At 70.8% G+C, this 19416-nt stretch carries 17 protein-coding genes; 8 read left to right on the forward strand and 9 right to left on the reverse strand.

Going from position 1 to position 19416, the window contains the following annotated elements:
- Positions 1-96 precede the first annotated feature (96 nt).
- Both K8638_RS24005 and K8638_RS24010 read left to right on the forward strand, forming a co-directional pair.
- Entirely contained in the window at positions 97-555 is a 459-nt protein-coding gene (locus K8638_RS24005) for a hypothetical protein (RefSeq protein WP_223756933.1), read from the forward strand.
- Between the two features lie 122 nt (positions 556-677).
- Entirely contained in the window at positions 678-1904 is a 1227-nt protein-coding gene (locus K8638_RS24010; protein WP_223756934.1) for an AI-2E family transporter, read from the forward strand.
- Between the two features lie 63 nt (positions 1905-1967).
- On the opposite strand, the gene K8638_RS24015 is transcribed toward K8638_RS24010, so the two are convergent.
- Entirely contained in the window at positions 1968-2285 is a 318-nt protein-coding gene (locus K8638_RS24015) for a hypothetical protein (RefSeq protein ID WP_223756935.1), read from the reverse strand.
- A gap of 20 nt (positions 2286-2305) precedes the next feature.
- The gene (gene rho, locus K8638_RS24020; RefSeq protein WP_223756936.1) at positions 2306-3919 is read right to left on the reverse strand and encodes a transcription termination factor Rho; all 1614 of its coding nucleotides are present in this window, start codon (positions 3917-3919) and stop codon (positions 2306-2308) included.
- A 672-nt stretch (positions 3920-4591) separates the two neighbouring features.
- Between rho and ligA the strand changes: the two genes are divergently transcribed.
- The 6 genes from ligA to K8638_RS24050 all read left to right on the forward strand — a co-directional run bounded on the left by ligA (position 4592) and on the right by K8638_RS24050 (position 12792).
- The gene (ligA, locus tag K8638_RS24025) at positions 4592-6616 is read left to right on the forward strand and encodes an NAD-dependent DNA ligase LigA (protein WP_223756937.1); all 2025 of its coding nucleotides are present in this window, start codon (positions 4592-4594) and stop codon (positions 6614-6616) included.
- A 12-nt stretch (positions 6617-6628) separates the two neighbouring features.
- Positions 6629-6916, forward strand: a complete 288-nt coding sequence (locus tag K8638_RS24030) for an acylphosphatase (protein ID WP_223756938.1) — start codon at positions 6629-6631, stop codon at positions 6914-6916.
- Positions 6913-7356, forward strand: a complete 444-nt coding sequence (locus K8638_RS24035) for a DUF3052 family protein (RefSeq protein WP_169349528.1) — start codon at positions 6913-6915, stop codon at positions 7354-7356. The genes K8638_RS24030 and K8638_RS24035 overlap by 4 nt, the downstream gene beginning before the upstream one ends.
- A 550-nt stretch (positions 7357-7906) precedes the next feature.
- Positions 7907-10582 carry an Rne/Rng family ribonuclease gene (locus K8638_RS24040; protein ID WP_223756939.1) on the forward strand — a complete coding sequence of 892 codons (2676 nt, stop codon included), beginning with the start codon at positions 7907-7909 and terminating at the stop codon, positions 10580-10582.
- 348 nt (positions 10583-10930) lie between these two features.
- On the forward strand, positions 10931-12313 hold the full coding sequence (locus tag K8638_RS24045; protein WP_223756940.1) for a YhjD/YihY/BrkB family envelope integrity protein: 1383 nt from the start codon (positions 10931-10933) through the stop codon (positions 12311-12313).
- Between the two features lie 125 nt (positions 12314-12438).
- Positions 12439-12792 (forward strand): HU family DNA-binding protein, encoded by a 354-nt coding sequence (locus tag K8638_RS24050; protein ID WP_223756941.1) that lies wholly within the window; start codon positions 12439-12441, stop codon positions 12790-12792.
- A 12-nt stretch (positions 12793-12804) separates the two neighbouring features.
- Here K8638_RS24050 and K8638_RS24055 read toward each other — a convergent pair whose 3' ends face one another.
- From K8638_RS24055 to sctQ, 7 genes are read right to left on the reverse strand one after another with little or no spacing between them, the layout of a single operon-like run.
- The gene (locus K8638_RS24055; protein ID WP_223756942.1) at positions 12805-14883 is read right to left on the reverse strand and encodes a flagellar biosynthesis protein FlhA; all 2079 of its coding nucleotides are present in this window, start codon (positions 14881-14883) and stop codon (positions 12805-12807) included.
- Entirely contained in the window at positions 14880-15929 is a 1050-nt protein-coding gene (locus K8638_RS24060; protein ID WP_223756943.1) for a flagellar biosynthesis protein FlhB, read from the reverse strand. The genes K8638_RS24055 and K8638_RS24060 overlap by 4 nt, the downstream gene beginning before the upstream one ends.
- Entirely contained in the window at positions 15926-16720 is a 795-nt protein-coding gene (locus K8638_RS24065) for an EscT/YscT/HrcT family type III secretion system export apparatus protein (protein ID WP_223756944.1), read from the reverse strand. The genes K8638_RS24060 and K8638_RS24065 overlap by 4 nt, the downstream gene beginning before the upstream one ends.
- Positions 16717-16986: a flagellar biosynthetic protein FliQ gene (locus tag K8638_RS24070; RefSeq protein ID WP_223756945.1), complete on the reverse strand. Its 270-nt coding sequence runs from the start codon at positions 16984-16986 to the stop codon at positions 16717-16719. The genes K8638_RS24065 and K8638_RS24070 overlap by 4 nt, the downstream gene beginning before the upstream one ends.
- A gap of 4 nt (positions 16987-16990) precedes the next feature.
- Complete coding sequence (sctR, locus tag K8638_RS24075) at positions 16991-17722, reverse strand: type III secretion system export apparatus subunit SctR (RefSeq protein ID WP_223756946.1); 732 nt, start codon at positions 17720-17722, stop codon at positions 16991-16993.
- A complete protein-coding gene (locus K8638_RS24080; RefSeq protein ID WP_223756947.1) occupies positions 17719-18144 on the reverse strand; it encodes a flagellar biosynthetic protein FliO in 426 nt (141 codons plus the stop codon). The genes sctR and K8638_RS24080 overlap by 4 nt, the downstream gene beginning before the upstream one ends.
- A gap of 8 nt (positions 18145-18152) precedes the next feature.
- Positions 18153-19298 carry a type III secretion system cytoplasmic ring protein SctQ gene (gene sctQ, locus K8638_RS24085; protein ID WP_223757070.1) on the reverse strand — a complete coding sequence of 382 codons (1146 nt, stop codon included), beginning with the start codon at positions 19296-19298 and terminating at the stop codon, positions 18153-18155.
- Positions 19299-19416 lie beyond the last annotated feature (118 nt).

Here is a 19416-nt window from a genome sequence, read left to right on the forward strand (position 1 = left end):
GTCGCGGGGCACGCCGCACCGGGGCTCGAGGCTGGCGCACCGGTACGACACGCGCTGACGCTGCCGGGCGCCTCGCCCTGAGGTAGAGAGAACGCCATGCCGTCGCGCTGGGACCACCTCTTCGACCTCAAGCCCGTCACCCTGCTGGACCACCTGCTGGAGGAGGTGGCGAAGCTGCTGGCCAAGGACCTCCAGCAGTGGCCACCGCCGGTGCAGGAGCTGGACCTGGACACGGGGGGAAGCTTCGCGCCCCTCTTCACGGAGGCCCGGCCCCGCCCCGCTCCGGCCGTCTACACGGAGGCCCTGCGGCTGACGCGCTGGGAGCTGGCGCACGAGACGGACGCATATGACGACTACATGCGCAACAAGCGCTACCTGGAGCGTGGCCTGGGCCCGGAAGACAGGCTGCCGCTGCTGTTCCTCAGCCGCTGGCTGACCGAGCAGATGACGGGCCTGGGCGAGGCCACCGAGGGACGCGTCAAGCGCAAGCACATGCGCGAGTGCCTGGACAAGTTGGAGTCGAAACTACGGCCCATCGTGGTACCCGGCGCCTGAGGGGCCGCCTGCAATGTTGCACGCGCACCACACGCCGCTCGCCTGCTCGCGAACAGGGTGGGCCGGAACGGCGGCGGCGCCCCTTGTCAGGGCGGGGGCACTGCCATAAGCCAGACGCCATCATGCTGCATCCCCTGGACTCCTCCACCGCGACCTCCACCGCAGCCGAACGACGCAGGCGCATGCTCCTGCTGGGGGGACTGTGGCTGTCCATGGTGGTGGCGCTGTTCGCCTTCCGCTCGGTGGTGATGCCGTTCGCGGGCGCCGCGCTCATCGCCTACCTCGTGCAGCCGCTGGTGGCGCGCATCACCCGGGTGAAGGTGGCGGGCCGGCCCGTGCCACGCTGGGTGGCCATCCTCCTCATCTACGCCGGCTTCTTCGTGGGCGTGTACCTCTTCTTCGTCGCGCTGGTGCCGCAGCTCTACCTCGAGCTGGCGCGCGTCAGCCGCGACGCGGTGGCCTTCGCCAACACGCTCACCCCGGAGCACGTGCAGGAGCTCGCGCAACGCGCGGAGACGTGGCTCAGCACGCGGGGCATCCCCGTGGCCCTCTCCAACCGCGCCCTGGAGGGCGCCGACGCCGCGGCCCACAACGGGCAGTTCAGCCTCGCGCTGGACCTGGAGCAACTGCTGGGCGACTCGGTGAAGCGCGCCTCGTCCCTGGTGCAGGAGAACCTGGGCGACATCGTCAACGTGTCGCGCAGCATCGTCGCCGGGGTGGCCGCGGGCGTCTTCATGCTGTTCTTCGTGCTGATGGTGGGCGCGTTCTTCTCCATCGACGCGCAGGCCATCCGCAGCTACTTCGGCACGCTGATTCCGCACGAGTACGCGCACGACGCGCGCCAGCTCGTCGCGCGCATCGACAGCTCGCTGGCCGGCGTGGTGCGCGGACAGGTCACCATCTGCATCGTCAACGGGGCGCTCACCTTCATCGGGCTGCTGCTGTTCGGCGTGAAGTTCGCCTTCCTGCTGGCCACCATCGCCACGCTCTTCAGCCTCATCCCCATCTTCGGCACCATCCTCAGCTCGGTGCCCATCGTCCTCATCGCGCTGGCGGACGGCTTCCAGAAGGGGCTGGCGATTCTCGCGTGGATTGTCGGCATCCACGCGCTGGAGGCGTACTTCCTCAACCCCAAAATCATGGGGCAGGCGGCGCACCTCCACCCCGTCATCGTCGCCTTCTCCCTCATCGCCGGGGAGCGGCTCTACGGACTGGTGGGCGCGCTCTTCGCCGTCCCCGTCGCCGCCATCCTCGTGGCGTGCTTCGACTACGCGCGCCTCAAGGCCCAGCCCCGGCCCGCGGTGGCGGCCCCGGTAGCGGCGGAGCCGCCGGTGCGCTCGGAAGGTTGAGCCCGGGCGAAAGCGGCGCGGGAAGGCGCCTGCTTGCGTCCCCTCGGGCAGCGAGGCCCGCCGTCACTGACAGGCGGCGGAGCAGCGCGAGTCGCGGCAGATGGGGATGCAGCGCCCGCAGTCGATGGAGCCCGCGGGGCAGCCGCCGGTGCAGGTGACGCCGCCGCAGCTCGGGCCGTCCGCCTCGTGCGTGACGGCGGTGCCGAGGCCACAGCAGGCGTCGGCCACGCACTCGTCATCCACGTAACAGGTCCGCTCGGAGAGCACCGGGGGCTGTCCGCCCACCGGTGGCTCCAGGACGCCCACGTCGCACCCCGCCAGGCCTCCGAGTGTCATCCCAACGACAAGGGACAGCAGGCGGACGAGCTGGGGACGGCGCATGGGCGCTCCTTTCCCGGTACCTACCGGTTCATCGAGCCGAGGAAGTCGGCGTTCGATGCCGTCGGACGCATGTGCTTGAGCACAAATTCCATCGCGTCAATCGGCGTGAACGGGTGCAGCACCTGGCGCAGGGCGGTGATGCGCACGAGGTCGCCCGGCGACAAGAGCAGCTCTTCCTTACGCGTGCCGGACTTGTTGATGTCCAACGTCGGGAAGATGCGCTTCTCCATCAGCTTCCGGTCCAGGACGATTTCGGAGTTACCGGTGCCCTTGAACTCCTCGAAGATGACCTCGTCCATGCGGCTGCCGGTGTCGATGAGCGCGGTGCCGATGATGGTCAGCGAGCCGCCCTCCTCGATGTTGCGCGCGGCGCCGAAGAAGCGCTTCGGCTTGTGGAGCGCGTTGGCGTCCACGCCGCCGGACAGAATCTTGCCGGACGCGGGCACCACCGTGTTGTAGGCGCGCGCCAGACGCGTAATCGAGTCCAGGAGGATGCAGACGTCGTACTTCTGCTCGACCAGGCGCTTGGCCTTGTCGATGACCATCTCCGCCACCTGCACGTGGCGCGTGGCGGGCTCATCAAACGTCGAGGACACCACCTCGCCGCGCACGTTGCGCTCCATGTCCGTGACTTCCTCCGGGCGCTCGTCCACGAGCAGCACGATGAGGTAGACGTCCGGGTGGTTGCGGCTGATGGCGTGCGCGATGTTCTGCAGGAGCACCGTCTTACCGGCCTTCGGCGGCGCCACGATGAGGCAGCGCTGGCCCAGACCGATGGGGCAGAACATGTCGATGATGCGCGTGGTCATCTCCGACGACTCGTGCTCCAGCTTGAGCTTGCGCGTCGGATAGAGCGGCGTGAGGTTGTCGAACAGGATGCGCTCGCGCGCCGCGTCCGACATGGGGTCCGCGAAGTTGACCTTGTCCACCTTCTGCAGCGCGAAGAAGCGCTCGCCCTCGCGGGGCTGGCGGATGGGGCCCGTCACCGTGTCGCCGGGCCGCAGGTTGAAGCGGCGCACCTGCGACGGGGACACGTAGATGTCGTCCGGGCTGGGCTGGTAATCGCTGTCCGCGCTGCGCAGGAAGCCGAAGCCGTCGCTGAGCAGCTCCATCACGCCCTCCGCGTGGACCTCGAAGCGCTTGTCGGCGATGCCGCCCAGCAGCGCGAAGATGAGGTCCTGCTTCTTCAGGCCCTGGTAGCCCTCGATGCCCACGTCGTGGGCCATGCGGGCCAGGTCGGTAATCTTCATCCGCTTCAGGTCGTTCAGCTTGATGACCTGCATCGGCGCGCCGTCACGGGTGACCTCGGTGATGGCGGGGGCCTCGGGGGCCTCGGGAGCGGGCGTCAGGGTGGCGGCCGGCTGCTCCTCCTCACCACCGGAGATGCGCGCCTCCTGGAGGTCATCGTCACGCACGGGGCGGGAGATGGGGGTGAGCACCGGACGGGGCGGCTCGGCGGGCGCCTCGGCGGCCTCCCCGGCGTCCTCGTCGCGGCGGGCGCGGCGGGTGCGGGCGGGCTTCTCCGTGTCGTCGCGGTCGGCCGTCTTCGCCGCGCGCTTGCGGCGGGGCTTCTCGTCGACCTCGACGATTTCGGGGGCGGCAACCTTCTCTCTCGAAGTACGTGCTTTGCGCATGTCTGTAACGCTGGGGGAGGAACGGAGCGACCGAGGGGTCGGACGGGTGGAATTGCGGGGGAAATGTCCGCGGGGCCCTCGGAAGCACCTTCCAGAAGGACGGCCTCGCCGGAATCCCTGAACGGGACTGCGCGGGCGTGGGCCTGTTGGTTGGGAAGCGTTGGCGCCGGAGGAAGACCTGCGCCATGAACCGCGAGGGACGTTATTGACCCCCTCCGGGCGTGTCAAGGCATCCTTGCTTCCCGGGGTGCGGCGACTTCCTGATGGGCAACAGGGAGTGGAGGCGGCACATTTCCGCCAGTCGGTCCGGGCGGGCAGAGCCGGTCTGGTCCTCCGAATCCAGGACCCGGAGGGTTGCCGCGCCGGGCCGCCCACCCGGGGTATCAGCACGCCGGCCCGGGCCCCCCTCCCCCACCCGCCTTCCGGGGCAGCCCCCACCCGGGCCGGGCCCTACCGCGCGAGTCTCCTCCCCGTCCACGCCGCCGCCCGGCCAGCGCGGGAACACGCCCGGACCACGGGGCGGCGCATCCCCCCTACTCCCTGGGTGGTGGCCGCGGACCCGCTCCGGCGCATCCATGGAAGGAGGTCTCGCCATGTCGGTCAGGCGCTCTAGATTGCGCGCCACCGGCAGCACCCGCGACCACGCAGCTTTTGAGGTAAGGACGGCACACCGTGGACGACTTCCAGAAAGCCGAAGCCCGAGCCCGCGAGCTCCGCCGTGAGCTGGCGCACCACAACTACCGCTACTACGTGCTCGACTCTCCGGAGATCAGCGACGCGCAATACGACAAGCTGATGCGCGAGCTGCAGGCGCTGGAGGAGAAGCACCCCAGCCTGCGCACGCCGGACTCGCCCACCCAGCGCGTGGGCGGCGCGGCGGTGGAGGAGTTCGGGGAGGTGGTCCACCGCGTCCCCATGCTCTCGCTCGCCAACATCTTCGACGACGAAGGGCTGGTGGAGTTCGACGAGCGCATCCGCAAGCTGGTGGGGCTGCCGAGCATCACCTACGTGTGCGAGCCCAAGCTGGACGGCCTGGCCATCTCCTTGCGCTACGAGAAGGGCGTCTTCGTCCAGGGCGCCACGCGCGGCGACGGCACCACCGGCGAGGACGTCACGGCCAACCTGCGCACCATCCGCAGCCTGCCCATGGAGCTGCTCCCGCAGGACGGAGTGAAGGTCCCCGCGCTGCTGGAGGTGCGCGGCGAGGTCTTCATCCGCAAGGTGGACTTCAAGAAGCTCAACGACAAGCGCGAGGAGGAGGGAGAGCCATTCTTCGCCAACCCGCGCAACGCCGCCGCGGGCAGCCTCCGGCAACTGGACCCCAAGGTGACGGCCTCGCGCCCGCTGTCCATCTACCTGTACGAGTGCGTCCCCGGCGACGGCGTGCCGGACTTCAAGTCGCACATCCAGAAGCTGGAGTACCTCAAGACGCTGGGCCTTCCCATCAACCGCTACGTCCGCGCGGAGGGCATCGACGGCGTGCGCAAGGCGCATGACGACTCCCTCAAGGGCCGACACGAGCTGCCCTTCGAGGTGGACGGCATGGTGGTGAAGGTGGACGACGAGGACCAGCGCCGCCGCCTGGGCCAGGTCTCCAAGAGCCCCCGCTGGGCGGTGGCCTACAAGTTCCCTCCGGAGGAGGAGTCCACGGTGGTGGAGGACATCGGCATCCAGGTGGGCCGCACCGGCGCGCTCACGCCGGTGGCCCACCTCAAACCGGTGAAGGTGGGCGGCGTCACCGTGGCGCGCGCCACGCTGCACAACGAGGACGAATTGCGCCGCAAGGACGTGCGCAAGGGCGACACCGTCTTCGTGCGCCGCGCCGGTGACGTGATTCCGGAAATCGTCTCCGTCGTCCTGTCCAAGCGCCCGGAGCACTCCAGGCACTTCGTGTTCCCCAAGCACTGCCCGGTGTGCGGCGCGGCGGCGGTGAAGGACGAGGACGGCGCCATCATCCGCTGCACGGGCGCGTCCTGCCCCGCGCAGCTCGTGGAGAAGATTCGCCACTTCGCCAGCCGCATCGCCATGGACATCGAGGGCCTGGGCGACAAGCTGGCCGCGCAGCTCGTGTCCACCGGCATGGTGAAGACGTTCGCGGACCTCTACGCGCTCACCAGGGAGAAGCTGCTGACGCTGGAGCGCATGGGGGACAAGAGCGCCGACAACCTGCTGGCGTCCATCGAAGGCTCCAAGCAGACCACCCAGCGGCGCTTCCTCTATGCGCTGGGCATCCGCCACGTGGGCGACGCCACCGCCAAGGCGCTGGCCGAGGCCTTCCCGGACGTGCGCCAGCTCTTCACCGCCAGCCTGGAGGACATCACCCGCGTGAAGGACGTGGGCCCCGTCATGGCCCAGGTCATCCACTCCTTCTTCCAGGAGCCGCAGAACCGGCAGGCCGTGGAGGAGCTGCTGAGGGCCGGCGTCTCCCCCGCCCCCCCGCAGGTCGCCACCGGGGGCCCCTTCGTGGGCAAGACGGTGGTGCTTACCGGGGCCATGACGGGTATGACGCGGGAGCAGGCGAAGGAAGAGGTCGAGCGGCGTGGCGGCAAGGTGGCCGGAAGTGTCTCGCGCAAGACCGATTTCCTGGTTGCCGGCGACGATGCCGGCAGCAAGCTGAAGAAGGCGCAGGAACTCGGGGTAAGAATCCTGGACGAGCAGGCGTTCCTGCAGCTGTTGCAGGCCAACGCCAGAGGGTGAGGCTTCGGGGCCATGAGTGGCACGCGGCGGGCGACGCTGCGAATCGAGGGCAAGGTGCAGGGCGTCTTCTTCCGGGAGGGCGCCCGCGTCGAGGCCTCGCGCCTGGGCCTCACCGGGTGGGTGCGCAACCGCTCCGACGGCACCGTGGAAGCCGTGGTGGAGGGCGCACCCGCCCCACTCGAGGAGTTCATCCGCTGGTGTCACCGCGGTCCAACCCAGGCTAGGGTGTCGCGCGTCGAGCGCACGGACGGCGAAGCCTCCGGCGAGTTCAGTCATTTCTTCGTGGAGCGCACCTCATGACGCCCTACGCGCTGGCATCCCTGCCGGCCATGCTGGGCATCCGGGCCGGGTCCAAGGTCTCCGTCATCAATCCGCCGCGGGGCTTCGTGCAGAAGCTCAACCCGCTGCCGGATGGGGTGGAGTTCCTCATCACCGCGCAGACGGGTCTGGATGTCATCCTCTTCTTCACCTCGGACGCCCAGGAACTGGTGCAGCGGCTGCCCGCCCTGGCACGCGCCATGGCCGTCACCGGCGGCATCTGGGTGTGCTGGCCCGGCGGCGAGGGCGTCAAGACGAGCCTCTCCGAGGACTTCGTCCGCCACGCGGCGCTCGATATCGGCCTGGTGGACAACAAAATCTGCCTGATTGACGCCACGTGGACGGGCCTGCGGCTCGTGCGCCGGCCCCGTGGGAGGCTGGACAAGCCCGAGGGCCGCAAGCAGGCCCCGGCCCAGGCCTGAGGTCCGGCCGGCCGGGCGTCCCGGTGTGGCAGCCAGTGAATGGAAGCGGTTTCTCGGCTTTACACAGCAGGCGGGGGCGTGAAAAACTCCCCGTGTTTCTGGACGGTTGTGTGACGCTCCGCGTTGTCGGAGGTCGAGTCCGGTAGGGATTTTGACGGGTTGCGTTCCCGGTCTCCTCCGGGCGCGCCGGCTGCACCGAGGCTCCAGTCGCCCCCCCAAGGTGGCCCCAGAGGGCACCGACCGGGTGCGGATAGAAGAGCGGGTGGCCCGCGCGTGATGGAGGGACTCGAACGCGGTGTGAAGACAAAGGCCCCGCCCGGCACGGTGCCGGTCGCAATGCGGGGCGACATGAACTTGGAGGAGCAGGCGGTGGTCCCCTCGGTCCTCGACAGCGCGACACGAGTCTCACCCGGAAGGTCCGGGGTGGTTCGCTTCGCGGAAGGTCCTCAGGAGGCCGCCTCTCCCTTCGCAGCGTGCTCGGAGGCGCGGCGTCTTGCCGCCTCCCGTCCGGTGAGGTCCGCCCTACCGCGCGCGCGTGCAGGATTCATCCATGAGCAGCATCCTGGTCATCAACGCCGCGGGTCGGGAGACCCGCGTCGCGCTCGTCGAGGGCGGCCACATCGCGGAGTTCTACCTCGAGCGTAAGAAGGACAAGGGCGTCGTCGGAAACATCTACAAGGGCCGGGTCGTCCGGGTGCTCCCGGGCATGCAGGCCGCCTTCGTGGACATCGGCCTGGAGAAGGCCGCCTTCCTCTACGTCAGCGACGTCGTCTACGACCCTGACTTCGCGCGCGCCCAGTTCGAGCTGACCGAGGGCGAGCACGAGGACGCCCCGGACGTCCCCACCGAGCTGGAGGCCGATGCCGCCGAGGCCGCCGCCCACACCGGCGCCCCGGGCGCGGAGGCCGAGGCGGAGGAGCTGGCCGGCGAGGCCGCCGCCGCGCACTCCACCGAGCACCTGCCCCGCGACACCATCATGGAGCTGGCCGCCAACGCGCCGGCCGTGCCCATTCCCGAGGCCTCCCCGGCCCCGATGGAGGTTTCTGCCGAGGCGCCCGCCGCCGCTTCCGTGGAGGCTCCGGCCGAGGCGGCCGCCGTCGAGGTGACGGAGGCGACGCCCGTGGCCGAGGCCGTCCCGGCCGTGGCTGCCGCCGGAGGCTCCGTCGAGGCTCCGGCCGCGGTTGCCGCTCCCGTCTCCGACGAGGGCGCCGCCGCGCTGGCCCTGGCGATGCTGCCGCCCGAGCCGCCTCCGCACGCGGCCACCGCGCTGAGCGAAATCATCCCCGCGCCCGAGGCCGCGCCCGCTCCGGCCGCGCGCCCCGCCGAGGTATCCGGCGAGCGTCGCACGCCGCGCGAGGCCCGGGAGGCGCGCGAGCCACGCGCCCGCGAGGGCCGTGAGAAGGACCGCGAGAAGGACAAGGGCCGGCGCCCGCAGGAGGAGAAGCGCCGCGACAAGCGCGACGAGGAGAAGGAGAAGCCCAAGCAGCGCCGGACGGACAAGATTGAGGACCTGCTGAAGGTGGGCCAGGAAGTCGTGGTCCAGATTTCCAAGGACCCCATCGGCACGAAGGGCGCGCGGCTCACCTCGCACATCTCCATCCCCGGCCGTCACCTGGTGTTCATGCCCACGGTGGACCACGTGGGCATCAGCCGCCGCATCTCCAACGAGAAGGAGCGCCGGCGGCTGCGCGAAATCGTGGACAAGATGCGCCCGCCCGGGACGGGCTTCATCGTCCGCACCGTCGCGGAGAACGTGCCTCAGGAGAAGCTGGAGAGCGACATCCGGTTCCTCATCGAGGTGTGGAACCAGGTGGTGCGCCGCAACGAGAAGCGCGGCGGCCCCGGCCTGCTGCACCCGGACCTGGACCTCATCCTGCGCGCCACGCGTGATTTGTTCGCGCACGACGTGGAGAAGCTCGTCGTCGATGACCGCGAGGAGTACGAGCGCATCCTCGGCTTCGTCACCGCGCAGGACCCCGCGCTGCGCGACCGGGTGGCGCTGCACGAGGGCGACGACACCGTCTTCGACGCGTACGGCATCGAGCAGGAGCTGCAGCGCGCCACCCAGCGCAAGGTGTGGCTGAAGAGCGGCGGCTACCTCATCATCGACCAGGCCGAGGCGCTCACCGCCATCGACGTCAACTCGGGCCGCTACGTCGGCAAGAAGAGCCTCGAGGAGACGATTACGAAGATCAACGTCGAGGCGGCCAAGGAGATTGTCTACCAGCTCCGGCTGCGCAACATCGGCGGCATCATCATCTGCGACTTCATCGACATGGAGAAGGCGCAGAACCGCGACAAGGTCTTCAAGGCGCTGCAGGAAGCGCTGGGCCGCGACAAGGCGAAGACGAACGTGCTGCGCATCTCCGAGCTGGGCCTCGTGGAGATGACACGCAAGCGCGTGCGCGAGTCCATTGGCCGCATGCTCCACGAGGACTGCCCGTACTGCGACGGCAACGGCTTCGTGAAGACGGCCACCACCGTGGCGTACGAAATCTTCCGGGAGATCCGCCGCGAGGCGCCGGGCTACAAGGACTCCACGCTGGTCATCAACTGCAACGCGGAAGTGGCGCGCCTGCTCCAGGGCGAGGAGCGCAACGAGCTGCGCCACCTGATGGACCGGTACAACAAGTCCATCCAGGTCAAGGCGCAGCAGAACTACCACCGCGAGCAGTACGACATCTACGGCCGCTCGGCCACGGGCCCCGAGCACAAGGTGGCCTCGTCGCCGGGCTCCGGTGACGGCGAGCTGGCGATGCAGCAGCGCAAGCCGGACAGCAATGGCGGTGGCGGCTACGGACGCCAGGACCAGGGCCGGCGTGGCGGGAGGGACCGGGACCGCGGCGAGCGCGGTGAGCGAGGCGACCGGGGCGACCGCGGTGGTGACAGGCGGGACGACCGGCGCGATGGCCGGCGCCCTGACCGGGGTGGAGACCGTCCCCGGGGAGAGCGTGGCGGCGAGCAGCGTGGCGAGCGTGGCGACCGCGGCGGTGAACAGCGCGGTGAGCGCGGCGGCGAGCGTGGGGACCGCGGCGGTGAGCGCGGAAACCGTGGCGAGCGCGGTGAGCGCCGGGGTGGTGAGTCGCGGGGTGAGCGGGGCGAGCGCGGCGGCGGCGAGCAGGGCTCGGCCGGCGGCGGTGGGGAGGGCGGTGGCGGCTCGACGCCTCCGACTCCACCGGCTTCGACGGGGGGCGGCTCGGAGCCCTCGGGCGGCGGCACGGCCTGAGTTCCTGCCGTGTGGAGCGCGGGCGCTCCTCGAACCCATGCCGTGAGCCCTTCCGGCATGGGCTCCCCAAGGGGAGCGTCTTCCTCCGGCACTCCCCTGGCCTCACGGTGGTGTCGGATGGTGCTCCCTGGCCACCCACTTCCCCCTGGGGTGGGCTGGCCCCGGGGGCCCCGGATTCGCTAGCCTTGAGGCTCCCTGCCGCGGAGCGTCGTCAGCTTCCGGGCCCTGCTGGCTCCCTCGGATGACTTCCTCCTTTCCCCCCTGCGCTCAGCCCCTGACGAGGCACCGGGTCATCGGCCTCGGGCGGGCTGCCGCCCACCCGTTCCGGAATGCCTGGGGGAGAGCGTGATGTGGAGTCCGCGGCGGTGGCTGTGGGCCACCCGGGACAGGCTGGTCGGCTGGGGCCTCCGGGTGTGGGCCCCCGTGCAGGACACCCAGGTCGGCCGCTTCGCGACGGACACCTTCCTGGCCGCGCGGACGGTGGCCCAGGGCTTCCGGGGGGAGAACCTCCGGCTGCGGGCCGCGGCGCTCACGTACATGAGCATGTTCTCGCTGGTGCCGCTGCTGACGGTGGGACTGGTCTTGCTGAGCGCCTTCCACCAGGAGCAGTTCAAGGAGCGGCTGCGCTTCGTCGTCGGCGAGCTGCTGGACCCCGGGGTGGTGGGGAAGACCTCCGCGTTCCTCGACAAGTTCCTTCAGCCGAGCAACTCCATCGCCATCGGCAGCGTGGGCTTCCTCGCGGTGATGCTGTCGGCGGGCTCTCTGCTACGGCAGCTCGATGGCGCGGTGAATGAGCTGTGGGGAATCCGCCGTCAGCGGCCCTGGGGCATCCGCCTGCTCATCTACGGCGGCCTGCTGCTGCTGGGCCCCTTCTTCCTCGCCGCCTCCTTCTCGGGAACGGGCAAGGTCCGCGCCTTCCTCCAGAGCCACGCCCCCCACGCGGGCGCCTTCATCTTCCTGGGCACCGCCCTCATCACCGTGGCCAGCCTCACCCTGCTCTATTTCTGGACGCCCTACTCCCACGTGCGCGTGCGCTCCGCGCTGGCGGGGGGACTGGTGGCGGGCCTTGGGTGGATGGTGGCCAAGCAGGTCTACGCCGAGTTCGCCGTCCGCAGCTTCCGCCACAACCCCATCTACGCCTCCCTGGGTGCCCTGCCCCTGTTCCTCGCGTGGGTGTACGTGAGCTGGCTGCTGCTGCTCTTCGGTGCCCGGCTGTCCTACGCCGTGGAGCACGCCGCCTTCCGGGACTCGCTCTTCGCCTTCGGCAGCCACCCCCGTGCGCACGAGCTGGTGGCCGCACGAATCGCCCAGGAGGCCACCCTGGCCTGGGTGGACGGGACGCAGCCCCCCACGCCCCGCGAGCTGGCGACCCGGCTCCGGGTCCCCGAGTCGCTCGTCCACGAAGTCGTCGACCGCATGGTGGAGGCCGAGCTGCTGGAGCGCCTGCGCCGGGGCGGCGTCCGGCCCGCGCGAGAGCCGGCCCTCCTCACCCTGGCGGACACCACGCTCGCGGTGCACGGGGTGATGATCAGCGGTGACACGAAGACCTGGCAGGGCCCCCGCGCCCCCGGCTTCGAGCAGATGGAGCCCCTGTTCCAGGCGGCCGACTGTGCCGGTATCGACCTGCTGCGCCGCACGCGGTGGCTGGACCTGGTGGTGCCGCTGCGCCCGGGACTGGCCGACACCCCACCCGCCGCGCCCCCCAGGGTTGCGGCCGGCGGAAATCCGTAGAGGTTCCAGGTGGTTGGGAGTCCACCCTGCTTGCATGGGGGAGGCGTTCTGTTATGTTTTCAGGATTCGACCACGGGCCAGAGTGCCCTGTTTCCAAGGGGTCACAGGCTTTGCGGGAGCGTCCGATGCTCAAGTCCGATCTGATCAACATCCTCGTCGCCAAACGGGGCGTGACGCAGAAGCAGGCTGAGGCCACCATCGAGACGATTTTCGAGTCGATGAAGGATGCCCTCTGCCGCGGGGAGAACATCGAGATTCGGGGCCTGGGCGCCTTTCACGTGAAGAACTACCAGGGCTACCAGGGGCGCAATCCGAAGACGGGCCAGGTCATCCCGGTGAAGCCCAAGCGTGGCCTGCTGTTCCGGACGGGCAAGGAGCTTCGGGACCGCGTCAACCGCCCGCCGCCGCAGCAGGCCCAGACGGACCTGCCCCCCGTCTCCGAGAGCAAGGGCCCCGGCAACACCGGCACGGGACTCTGAGTCGTCACCCCCTCAGCGCCCCACCGGCACCGGCGACAGCCGGCCGATGGGGCGAATCTGCAGAGCTCCATCCAGCTCACCGTAGGTGAGCACCGCCACGTCCGGGAACGCGCCCTCGCAGAGCCTGCGCAGCGGCCTCCGGACATCCGGCGCGGTGAGAAGCACCGCCTGCCCGCCAGTGGCCACCTGCCGCACCCCTTCCAGGATTTCCGCCACGCGCTCCGGGTCCGGCGCGGGCCCCCGAGGCCCCGTGGCCCGCAGCACCTCCTCCACCTCCGGGTCCACGAGGTAGGCGTACAGCGGCCCCGTGGGGGCGAACTTGTGGCTCAGGTACCGGCGCAGCGCCTGCCGGCAGCGCTCGGCGAGCGCGGCGGCGTCCCCTTCCGTGGTGGGCGACACGAGCGCCTCCAGGATGGCACGCAGGTCGCGGATGCTGACGCCCTCCTGGAGCAGCTTGCGCAGCACGTCCGTCAGCAGCGGCAGCGGCACCTTCTGCAGCGCCTCCTTCACCAGGACGGGGGACTGGGCCTCCAGCCCCTCCAGCAGTCCCTGCACGTCCTGGAGCCCCAGCAGGTCCGCGGCGCGCGTCCGCAACACGCTTCTCAGGTGGTCCGCCAGCAGCCCTCCCGGGCGCCTCAGGGCGACCTGCGCCGTCTCCAGCAGGACCCGCCCCGACTCCGGAATCCGGCTGATGGCCTTGCCGGTGGCGGGCTCCACCGCGGGCTCGGCCTTCACCTGGAGGAAGACGAGTTCTTCCGGGGGAACCAGCGCGTAGAGCGCGCCCGGCACCACCTGCCCGCCCCCCGCGGGCACCTCGTCCACCAGGATGCGGTACTCCCCCTGAGACAGGTACGCGGCCTGGGTCCGCACGCGGATGCCCGGGACGCGAACCCCCAGCTCGAAGAACAGCTCGTCCCGCACCGCGTTCAGCGTCTTGTGGACAAACGCCCCCCCCTCCTCCTCCGCCATCGCGGTCAGGTCCGGCGCCAGGTCCAGCGTCAGCGGTGAGACACCCACGGGGACCGAGGCGCTCTCCGGCGCCGCGCCCGCCGCGCCCGCCGTGGCGCCTTCCGCGGGCGCCCCCTGTTTCGCGCCATCCTTGCCACCCGTCTCCGAAGGCCCCAGCCGGGTCAGCGCGTAGCCGAGCCCGCCCAGCCCTCCGGCGAGCGCAAGGAACGTCAGGTGCGGCATGCCCGGCATGAGGGCCAGCGCCACACAGAGCCCCGCCACCACCCAGAGCGTCCGGGCCTCCCCGAAGAACTGCGAGCCAATCTCCGAGCCCAGCGAGTCCTCCTCCTTCTCCGAGGCCACCCGCGTGACGACGAGGCCCGCCGCCACTGCGATGCAGAGCGAAGGCACCTGGGACACCAGCCCGTCGCCAATGGCGATGAGCGCGAAGGTGGACGCGGCCTCCGCCAGGGGCATTCCGCCCTGCAACACGCCAATGAGCGTGCCGCCCAGCAGGTTCACCGCGACGATGACCAGGCCGGCGACCACGTCTCCCTTCACGAACTTCATCGCGCCGTCCATGGCGCCGAACATCTGCGACTCGCGCTCCAGGTCGCGCCGCCGCCGCCGGGCCTGCGCCTGGTCGATGGCCCCCGCGCGCAGGTCCGCGTCGATGGACATCTGCTTGCCCGGCATCGCGTCCAGCGTGAAGCGGGCGGACACCTCCGCGACACGCTCGGCGCCCTTGGCCACCACCAGCAACTGCACCAGCGTCAGGATGGCGAACACCACCGCGCCGACCACGTAGTCGCCCCGCACCACGAACTCGCCGAAGGCCTGGATGACTTCACCCGCGTGTCCCTCCGCGAGCGCAAGCCGCGTGGACGACACGTTGAGCGACAGCCGGAACAGCGTGGTGAACAGCAGCAGCGTGGGAAACGCCGTCACCTTCAGCGCATCTTTCGCGCGGAGCGCCGCCACGAGCAGCGCCACCGCCGCCGCCAGGTTCAGCGCGAGCCCCGCGTCCAGCAGCCACGCCGGCAGGGGAATGATGAGCGCCCCCAGGACGGCGGCCATCGCCACCGCGAGCACCACGTCCGAGGACTTCCGGGCCTTCAGCAACACCTTCGAGAGCGGGTTCATGACGTCTGTCTCCGTGGATGGCCGTCCACGCTCCGCGACTCCATCGCCGTGCGCAGGACAACGGCGGCCGCCTCGTACAGCTCCTCGGGGATGGCCTCGCCGAGGTCGTAGTGGATGAGGCTTCGGGCCAGCGGGACATCCCGGACCACCGGAATCCCCTGCCGCCGTGCCTCCTCCCGAAGCGAGAGCGCCTCCGCCTCGCGGGCCTTGGCCACGAGGTAGGGCGCCTCGCATTCCTGGACGTCGTAGCGGAGCGCGACCGCGATGTGCGTGGGGTTGACGACCACGGCGTTGGCCTTCTGCACTCCACGTGCCGGTCCGCCCTGAGCGAGCTGGCGGTGGAGCGCCTTCCGCTGCCCCTTGTGGCGCGGGTCGCCCTCGCTCTCCTTGTGCTCGCGCCTCACCTCCTCGCGGGTCATCATCAGGTCCTTGAGGTGGCGCCGCCGCGCGAGCGCGTAGTCCCCCACGCCCAGCACCAGCACCACCCAGGCCAGCCGGGTGGCGAGCCCGCCCAGGCGCTCCATCAGCAGGCCCAGCCCTTCCGCCCCACCCATCCACGCGGCGCGCAGCGCGTCCGGCCCGACCTCCTCCACCTCGTTCCAGACGAGCACCGTCACCAGCGCCACCACCACCAGCGCCTTCGCAACCTCCATCAGGGGACGCAGGCTGAACAGCCGCTTCAGGCCCGCCGCGGGACTGATGCGCTCCAGCTTCGGCGCCGCGTGGCTCGGCTCCAGCTCGAAGCCCACGGTGGCCATCGACACCGCCAGCGACGCCACGAGCGCTCCGCCCAGTGCCGGCCCGCAGAGGCGCGCGGCAATCCAGAGCCCCTCCTCCCATGCTCCGGTGGCCTCATGCTCGAGGAACAGCCGCGCGGTCCACGCCTGGAGCCGCGCGAAGCCCTCGGACGCGAACGCGGTGAAGCCGAGCAGTCCACCCAGGGTCACCGCGCTGGACGACAGCAACCGGCTGCGTGGAATCTGCCCCTTGCGCCGCGCCTCGCGAAGCCGCTTCGCAGTGGGCTGCTCCGTCTTCTCTCCACTCATCGCGCCACCTCCCCCAGCCTCACCAGCGCCCCTTCCGTGGAGAGCACGCCCGCCAGCAGCCGCTCGCAGAGCACCCCGGTGCCGAGCCACAGCAGCGCGCCACCTCCGAGAATCCGCACCGGCGCCCCCAGTTCCTGCAGGTTCACCTGCGGCGCCGCTCGCGAGGCCAGCCCCAGGAAGCAATCCACCGCCAGCACCGCCGCCGCCACCGGGGCCCCCACCGCCAGCCCCGTAGCCAGGGCGCCTCCCGCCAGCATGATGACGTGGAGCGTGGCCGCCTCGGTGGGAACGAAGGCGCCCGGCCGCACCACCGCGAAGCCGCGCAGCAGTCCGGAGAGCACCAGCGGGAACAACGCGCCCGATACCACCAATGCGACGAGCAGATGGTAGAGCCCATCTCCGGTGGCCGACTCACGGCTCCCCGCCACGGGCAGGCTCGCCTCCGCCGACGTGCCACGGAACAGGTCGATGAAGCGCCCGCCCATCCGCGCCGCGTCGAAGGGCAGCGCCGCGACCAGCCCCACCGACATTCCGTAGACCAGCTCGCGAATCACCAGCGCCGCCAGCTCCAGCGAGGAGTCCACCGGGGCCGTCAGCTCCACTCCCGCCTCCACGCGCAGGAAGAGCGCCAGCGCGAGCACCAGCGCCAGCCGCACCGGCGTGGGCGTGGCCTGCCCGCCCAGCAGCGGGCACAGGAAGGCGATGGGCACCAGCCGCGCGGAGCACAGCGCCACCACGACGATGTCCGGCCCCAGCGCCTCGAGCCAGACGCGAAGCGGTTCCAGGTTCATGCCGCCACCTCGGCGATGAGCAGCAGGAGCTGGTGCGTGAAGCGAGTGAGCTGCGCGGCAATCCACGGCCCCGCGAAGATGAGCGAGAGGACGGCAGCGCACAGCTTGGGCACCACCGAGAGGGTGCTCTCCTGGAGCTGCGTGGTGGCCTGGAAGAGGCTCGCCAGGAAGCCCACCAGCAGACTCGAGCCGATGGGCGGCAGCGAGGCGAGCACCATCAGCAGCAGCGCCTCACGCCCCAGGGTGAGCAGGACGTCCTGCGTCATGGGGTCACCGGTAGCCGAGGATGAGGCCGCGCGCGAGCAGCGCCCAGCCATCCACGGCGACGAAGAGGAGGATTTTGAAGGGCAGGCTCACCTGGCTCGGTGACAGCGTCTGCATCCCCAGCGCGAGCAGCACGTTGGCGATGACCATGTCCAGCACCAGGAACGGGAGGAAGACGAGGAAGCCAATCTGGAACGCCTCCTTCAGCTCGGTGATGACGAAGGCCGGGATGACGACGAAGGGGTCCGTCTCCCGCACCGCGTCCGCCTCCTCGGGCGGCCGGAGCTCGCGCGCCAGGTCCACGAAGCGCGCCCGCTCCTCCGGGCTGCCGTGCTTCACCAGGAAGGCGCGCAGCGGCTCCGCCACACGAGACGCCGCGGAGAGCATCTGCGTCCCCGAGCCCGACTCCAGCTCCTGGTACGCCAACTGTCCCGCGTCGTACATGCGCTCCATGACCGGAGCCATGATGTGGCCCGTGAGCACCGCCGCCAGCCCCGTCAGTACCAACGTGGGTGGCGCCTGCTGCGTCCCCATGGCCGAGCGCGCCAGCGACAGCACCACGGCGATCTTCGAGAAGCTCGTCAGCATCAGCACCGCGAACGGCAGCAGCGACATCAGCGCGAGCATCCCCATCATCGACAGCGGGCTGCCCGCGTAGGACATCCGGGAGAGCGACCCCTCCGCCGCGGTGGCCACAACCGGAGCCAACAGCCCTACCCCCAGGAGCACGCGCCTCATCGCCCCACCCCCTTGTTCCTTCCCGGGGTGCGCCGCCTCGGCATCGGCCTGCGCGCCTGGGCCAGGGCCCGTGAGAACATGGACTCCGGGTCCTCCGTCTCGCGGATCTCCGCGAACGAGTCACCGAAGGCGACCAGGAAGCTCCGCCCGTCCACTTCCACCAGCGCCAGGCCACAGCGCGGGGACAGCCCCGCCCGCGAGACGACCTGCATCCGGTCGATGGAAGGAATGCCCGGCCCCGCCGCACCGCGCCGCCGGAGCCACCAGCCCAGGCCGCCCAGCGCCACCGCGCCCAGCATCCACCGCGCGGCGGACGTCATGGAGAGTCCTCCGAGCGGGCCCAACGCCGCCAGCCCGAGAACGAGGACTCCCGCCGCCAGCAGACGTGAGCGCGGGGACAGGGATGAGAGGGGATTGTTCATCGCGTGGCTCATGGCAGCAGGGCCAGGACACGGGCACCGACCTCGCCCTCGATTTCCACCAACTCCGCGCGAGCCACCGCGCGGTCTCCCACGCGCAGCAGCACCGGCTCGTTGGCGTTGATGTGCAGCGGCAGCAGCGCGCCCGGCTTCAGCGCCGCCAGCTCCGACAGCGGCACCATCACCCGTGTCAGCTCGATTTCCACGTCCACCGGCAGCGGGGGCATCCCCTCGCTCTTCTCCTTCATGGCCACCATGTCCGACTCCTTTGAAGTCGCGCGCCCCTGCGCGCGCGTCAGCGAAAAACCCTCGGCGAGGTAGTCCCCCGCCAACGCGAAGCCATGGGTGACGAGCCGCCCACGCCCCAGGAGGCGCCCGCCGTCTCGGCGCACCCCCTCGAAGAGCACGACGTCCCCCACCACGAGCGCCTCCAGCGCCGTGGCCGGCAGCGGCGTCTGTCCGATGAGACACCGCGCCTCCAGCGCCGCCGCGAGCACCTCCGGCGCGAGGTCCTGCCCTCGCTCCACCGGCAGCGCCTGGAACACCGTCTGGAGCACCGACGCCGGCAGCAGCAACCGAGCCCCCGCGACCACCTGCCCCACCGTCAGGGACAGCTCCACCGCCACCAGCGGCTGCCGGCCATCCAGCCGCGCCGTCACGTCCGCCCTCCGCATCGTCACCCCCGCCAGCCGGGGCCCCAGCCTCGGGTACAACCCGGCCTGGGTACGCACCGCGGAGAGCGCCAGCAGCAGCAGGTAGGCCAGCGTCGCCTCCTCCAGGCGCGCCAGCTCCGTCACCACGCCTGGCCGCTGCCCCGCCCCGGCGATGCGCTCCAGCGCGGCGAAGGCGAGGGCCGGCTCCAGCTCCAGAACCCCCGTGCCCCCCACCGCCGACAGCTCCAGCAGCGCGAACACCGCTGGCTGCGCGAGCCCCGTCGCCGGAGGCACTGCGGCCTCCAGGAGCCGCGCCTCCGCCTTCACCGGACAGCCCAGCTCACGAGACAGCGCGTCCGCCACCACCCCCAGCGCCTCCCTCCCAAGAGCGGCGACCTGGGGCCGCTCCGCGAGCGTCAGGTGAGCCCGGGTCAACCGGCGCGAGCCCAACCCGCGCAGCGGGCGGACCTTCCGGGTGGGAGAAAACCCGGCGTCGGCCTTCATCGAAGGCTCCGTGGCCGTGTTCGGGCCCCCCCCCACCCGCGTACGGCGCCCGCCGGCTGGCGAGCCCGTGAGGACGCGGCCCTGGGTGGGGGACTGCTCAACGTCGACCTTCATCGAA

Origin of the sequence: Myxococcus sp. RHSTA-1-4 (assembly GCF_020037125.1) — a bacterium.
In the GTDB taxonomy this organism is placed as follows: domain Bacteria; phylum Myxococcota; class Myxococcia; order Myxococcales; family Myxococcaceae; genus Myxococcus.

Excerpts from the sequence above, each read along its gene's own strand:
- K8638_RS24050 (WP_223756941.1), top strand. The coding sequence starts at position 12,439 with ATGCTCAAGTCCGATCTGATCAACATCCTCGTCGCCAAACGGGGCGTG.
- K8638_RS24040 (WP_223756939.1), top strand. The coding sequence starts at position 7,907 with ATGAGCAGCATCCTGGTCATCAACGCCGCGGGTCGGGAGACCCGCGTC.
- K8638_RS24030 (WP_223756938.1), top strand. The coding sequence starts at position 6,629 with ATGAGTGGCACGCGGCGGGCGACGCTGCGAATCGAGGGCAAGGTGCAG.
- sctR (WP_223756946.1), bottom strand. The coding sequence starts at position 17,722 with ATGAGGCGCGTGCTCCTGGGGGTAGGGCTGTTGGCTCCGGTTGTGGCC.
- K8638_RS24045 (WP_223756940.1), top strand. The coding sequence starts at position 10,931 with ATGTGGAGTCCGCGGCGGTGGCTGTGGGCCACCCGGGACAGGCTGGTC.
- K8638_RS24070 (WP_223756945.1), bottom strand. The coding sequence starts at position 16,986 with ATGACGCAGGACGTCCTGCTCACCCTGGGGCGTGAGGCGCTGCTGCTG.
- K8638_RS24060 (WP_223756943.1), bottom strand. The coding sequence starts at position 15,929 with ATGAGTGGAGAGAAGACGGAGCAGCCCACTGCGAAGCGGCTTCGCGAG.
- rho (WP_223756936.1), bottom strand. The coding sequence starts at position 3,919 with ATGCGCAAAGCACGTACTTCGAGAGAGAAGGTTGCCGCCCCCGAAATC.
- K8638_RS24065 (WP_223756944.1), bottom strand. The coding sequence starts at position 16,720 with ATGAACCTGGAACCGCTTCGCGTCTGGCTCGAGGCGCTGGGGCCGGAC.
- K8638_RS24080 (WP_223756947.1), bottom strand. The coding sequence starts at position 18,144 with ATGAACAATCCCCTCTCATCCCTGTCCCCGCGCTCACGTCTGCTGGCG.
- K8638_RS24010 (WP_223756934.1), top strand. The coding sequence starts at position 678 with ATGCTGCATCCCCTGGACTCCTCCACCGCGACCTCCACCGCAGCCGAA.
- K8638_RS24015 (WP_223756935.1), bottom strand. The coding sequence starts at position 2,285 with ATGCGCCGTCCCCAGCTCGTCCGCCTGCTGTCCCTTGTCGTTGGGATG.
- sctQ (WP_223757070.1), bottom strand. The coding sequence starts at position 19,298 with ATGAAGGCCGACGCCGGGTTTTCTCCCACCCGGAAGGTCCGCCCGCTG.
- K8638_RS24055 (WP_223756942.1), bottom strand. The coding sequence starts at position 14,883 with ATGAACCCGCTCTCGAAGGTGTTGCTGAAGGCCCGGAAGTCCTCGGAC.
- K8638_RS24035 (WP_169349528.1), top strand. The coding sequence starts at position 6,913 with ATGACGCCCTACGCGCTGGCATCCCTGCCGGCCATGCTGGGCATCCGG.
- K8638_RS24005 (WP_223756933.1), top strand. The coding sequence starts at position 97 with ATGCCGTCGCGCTGGGACCACCTCTTCGACCTCAAGCCCGTCACCCTG.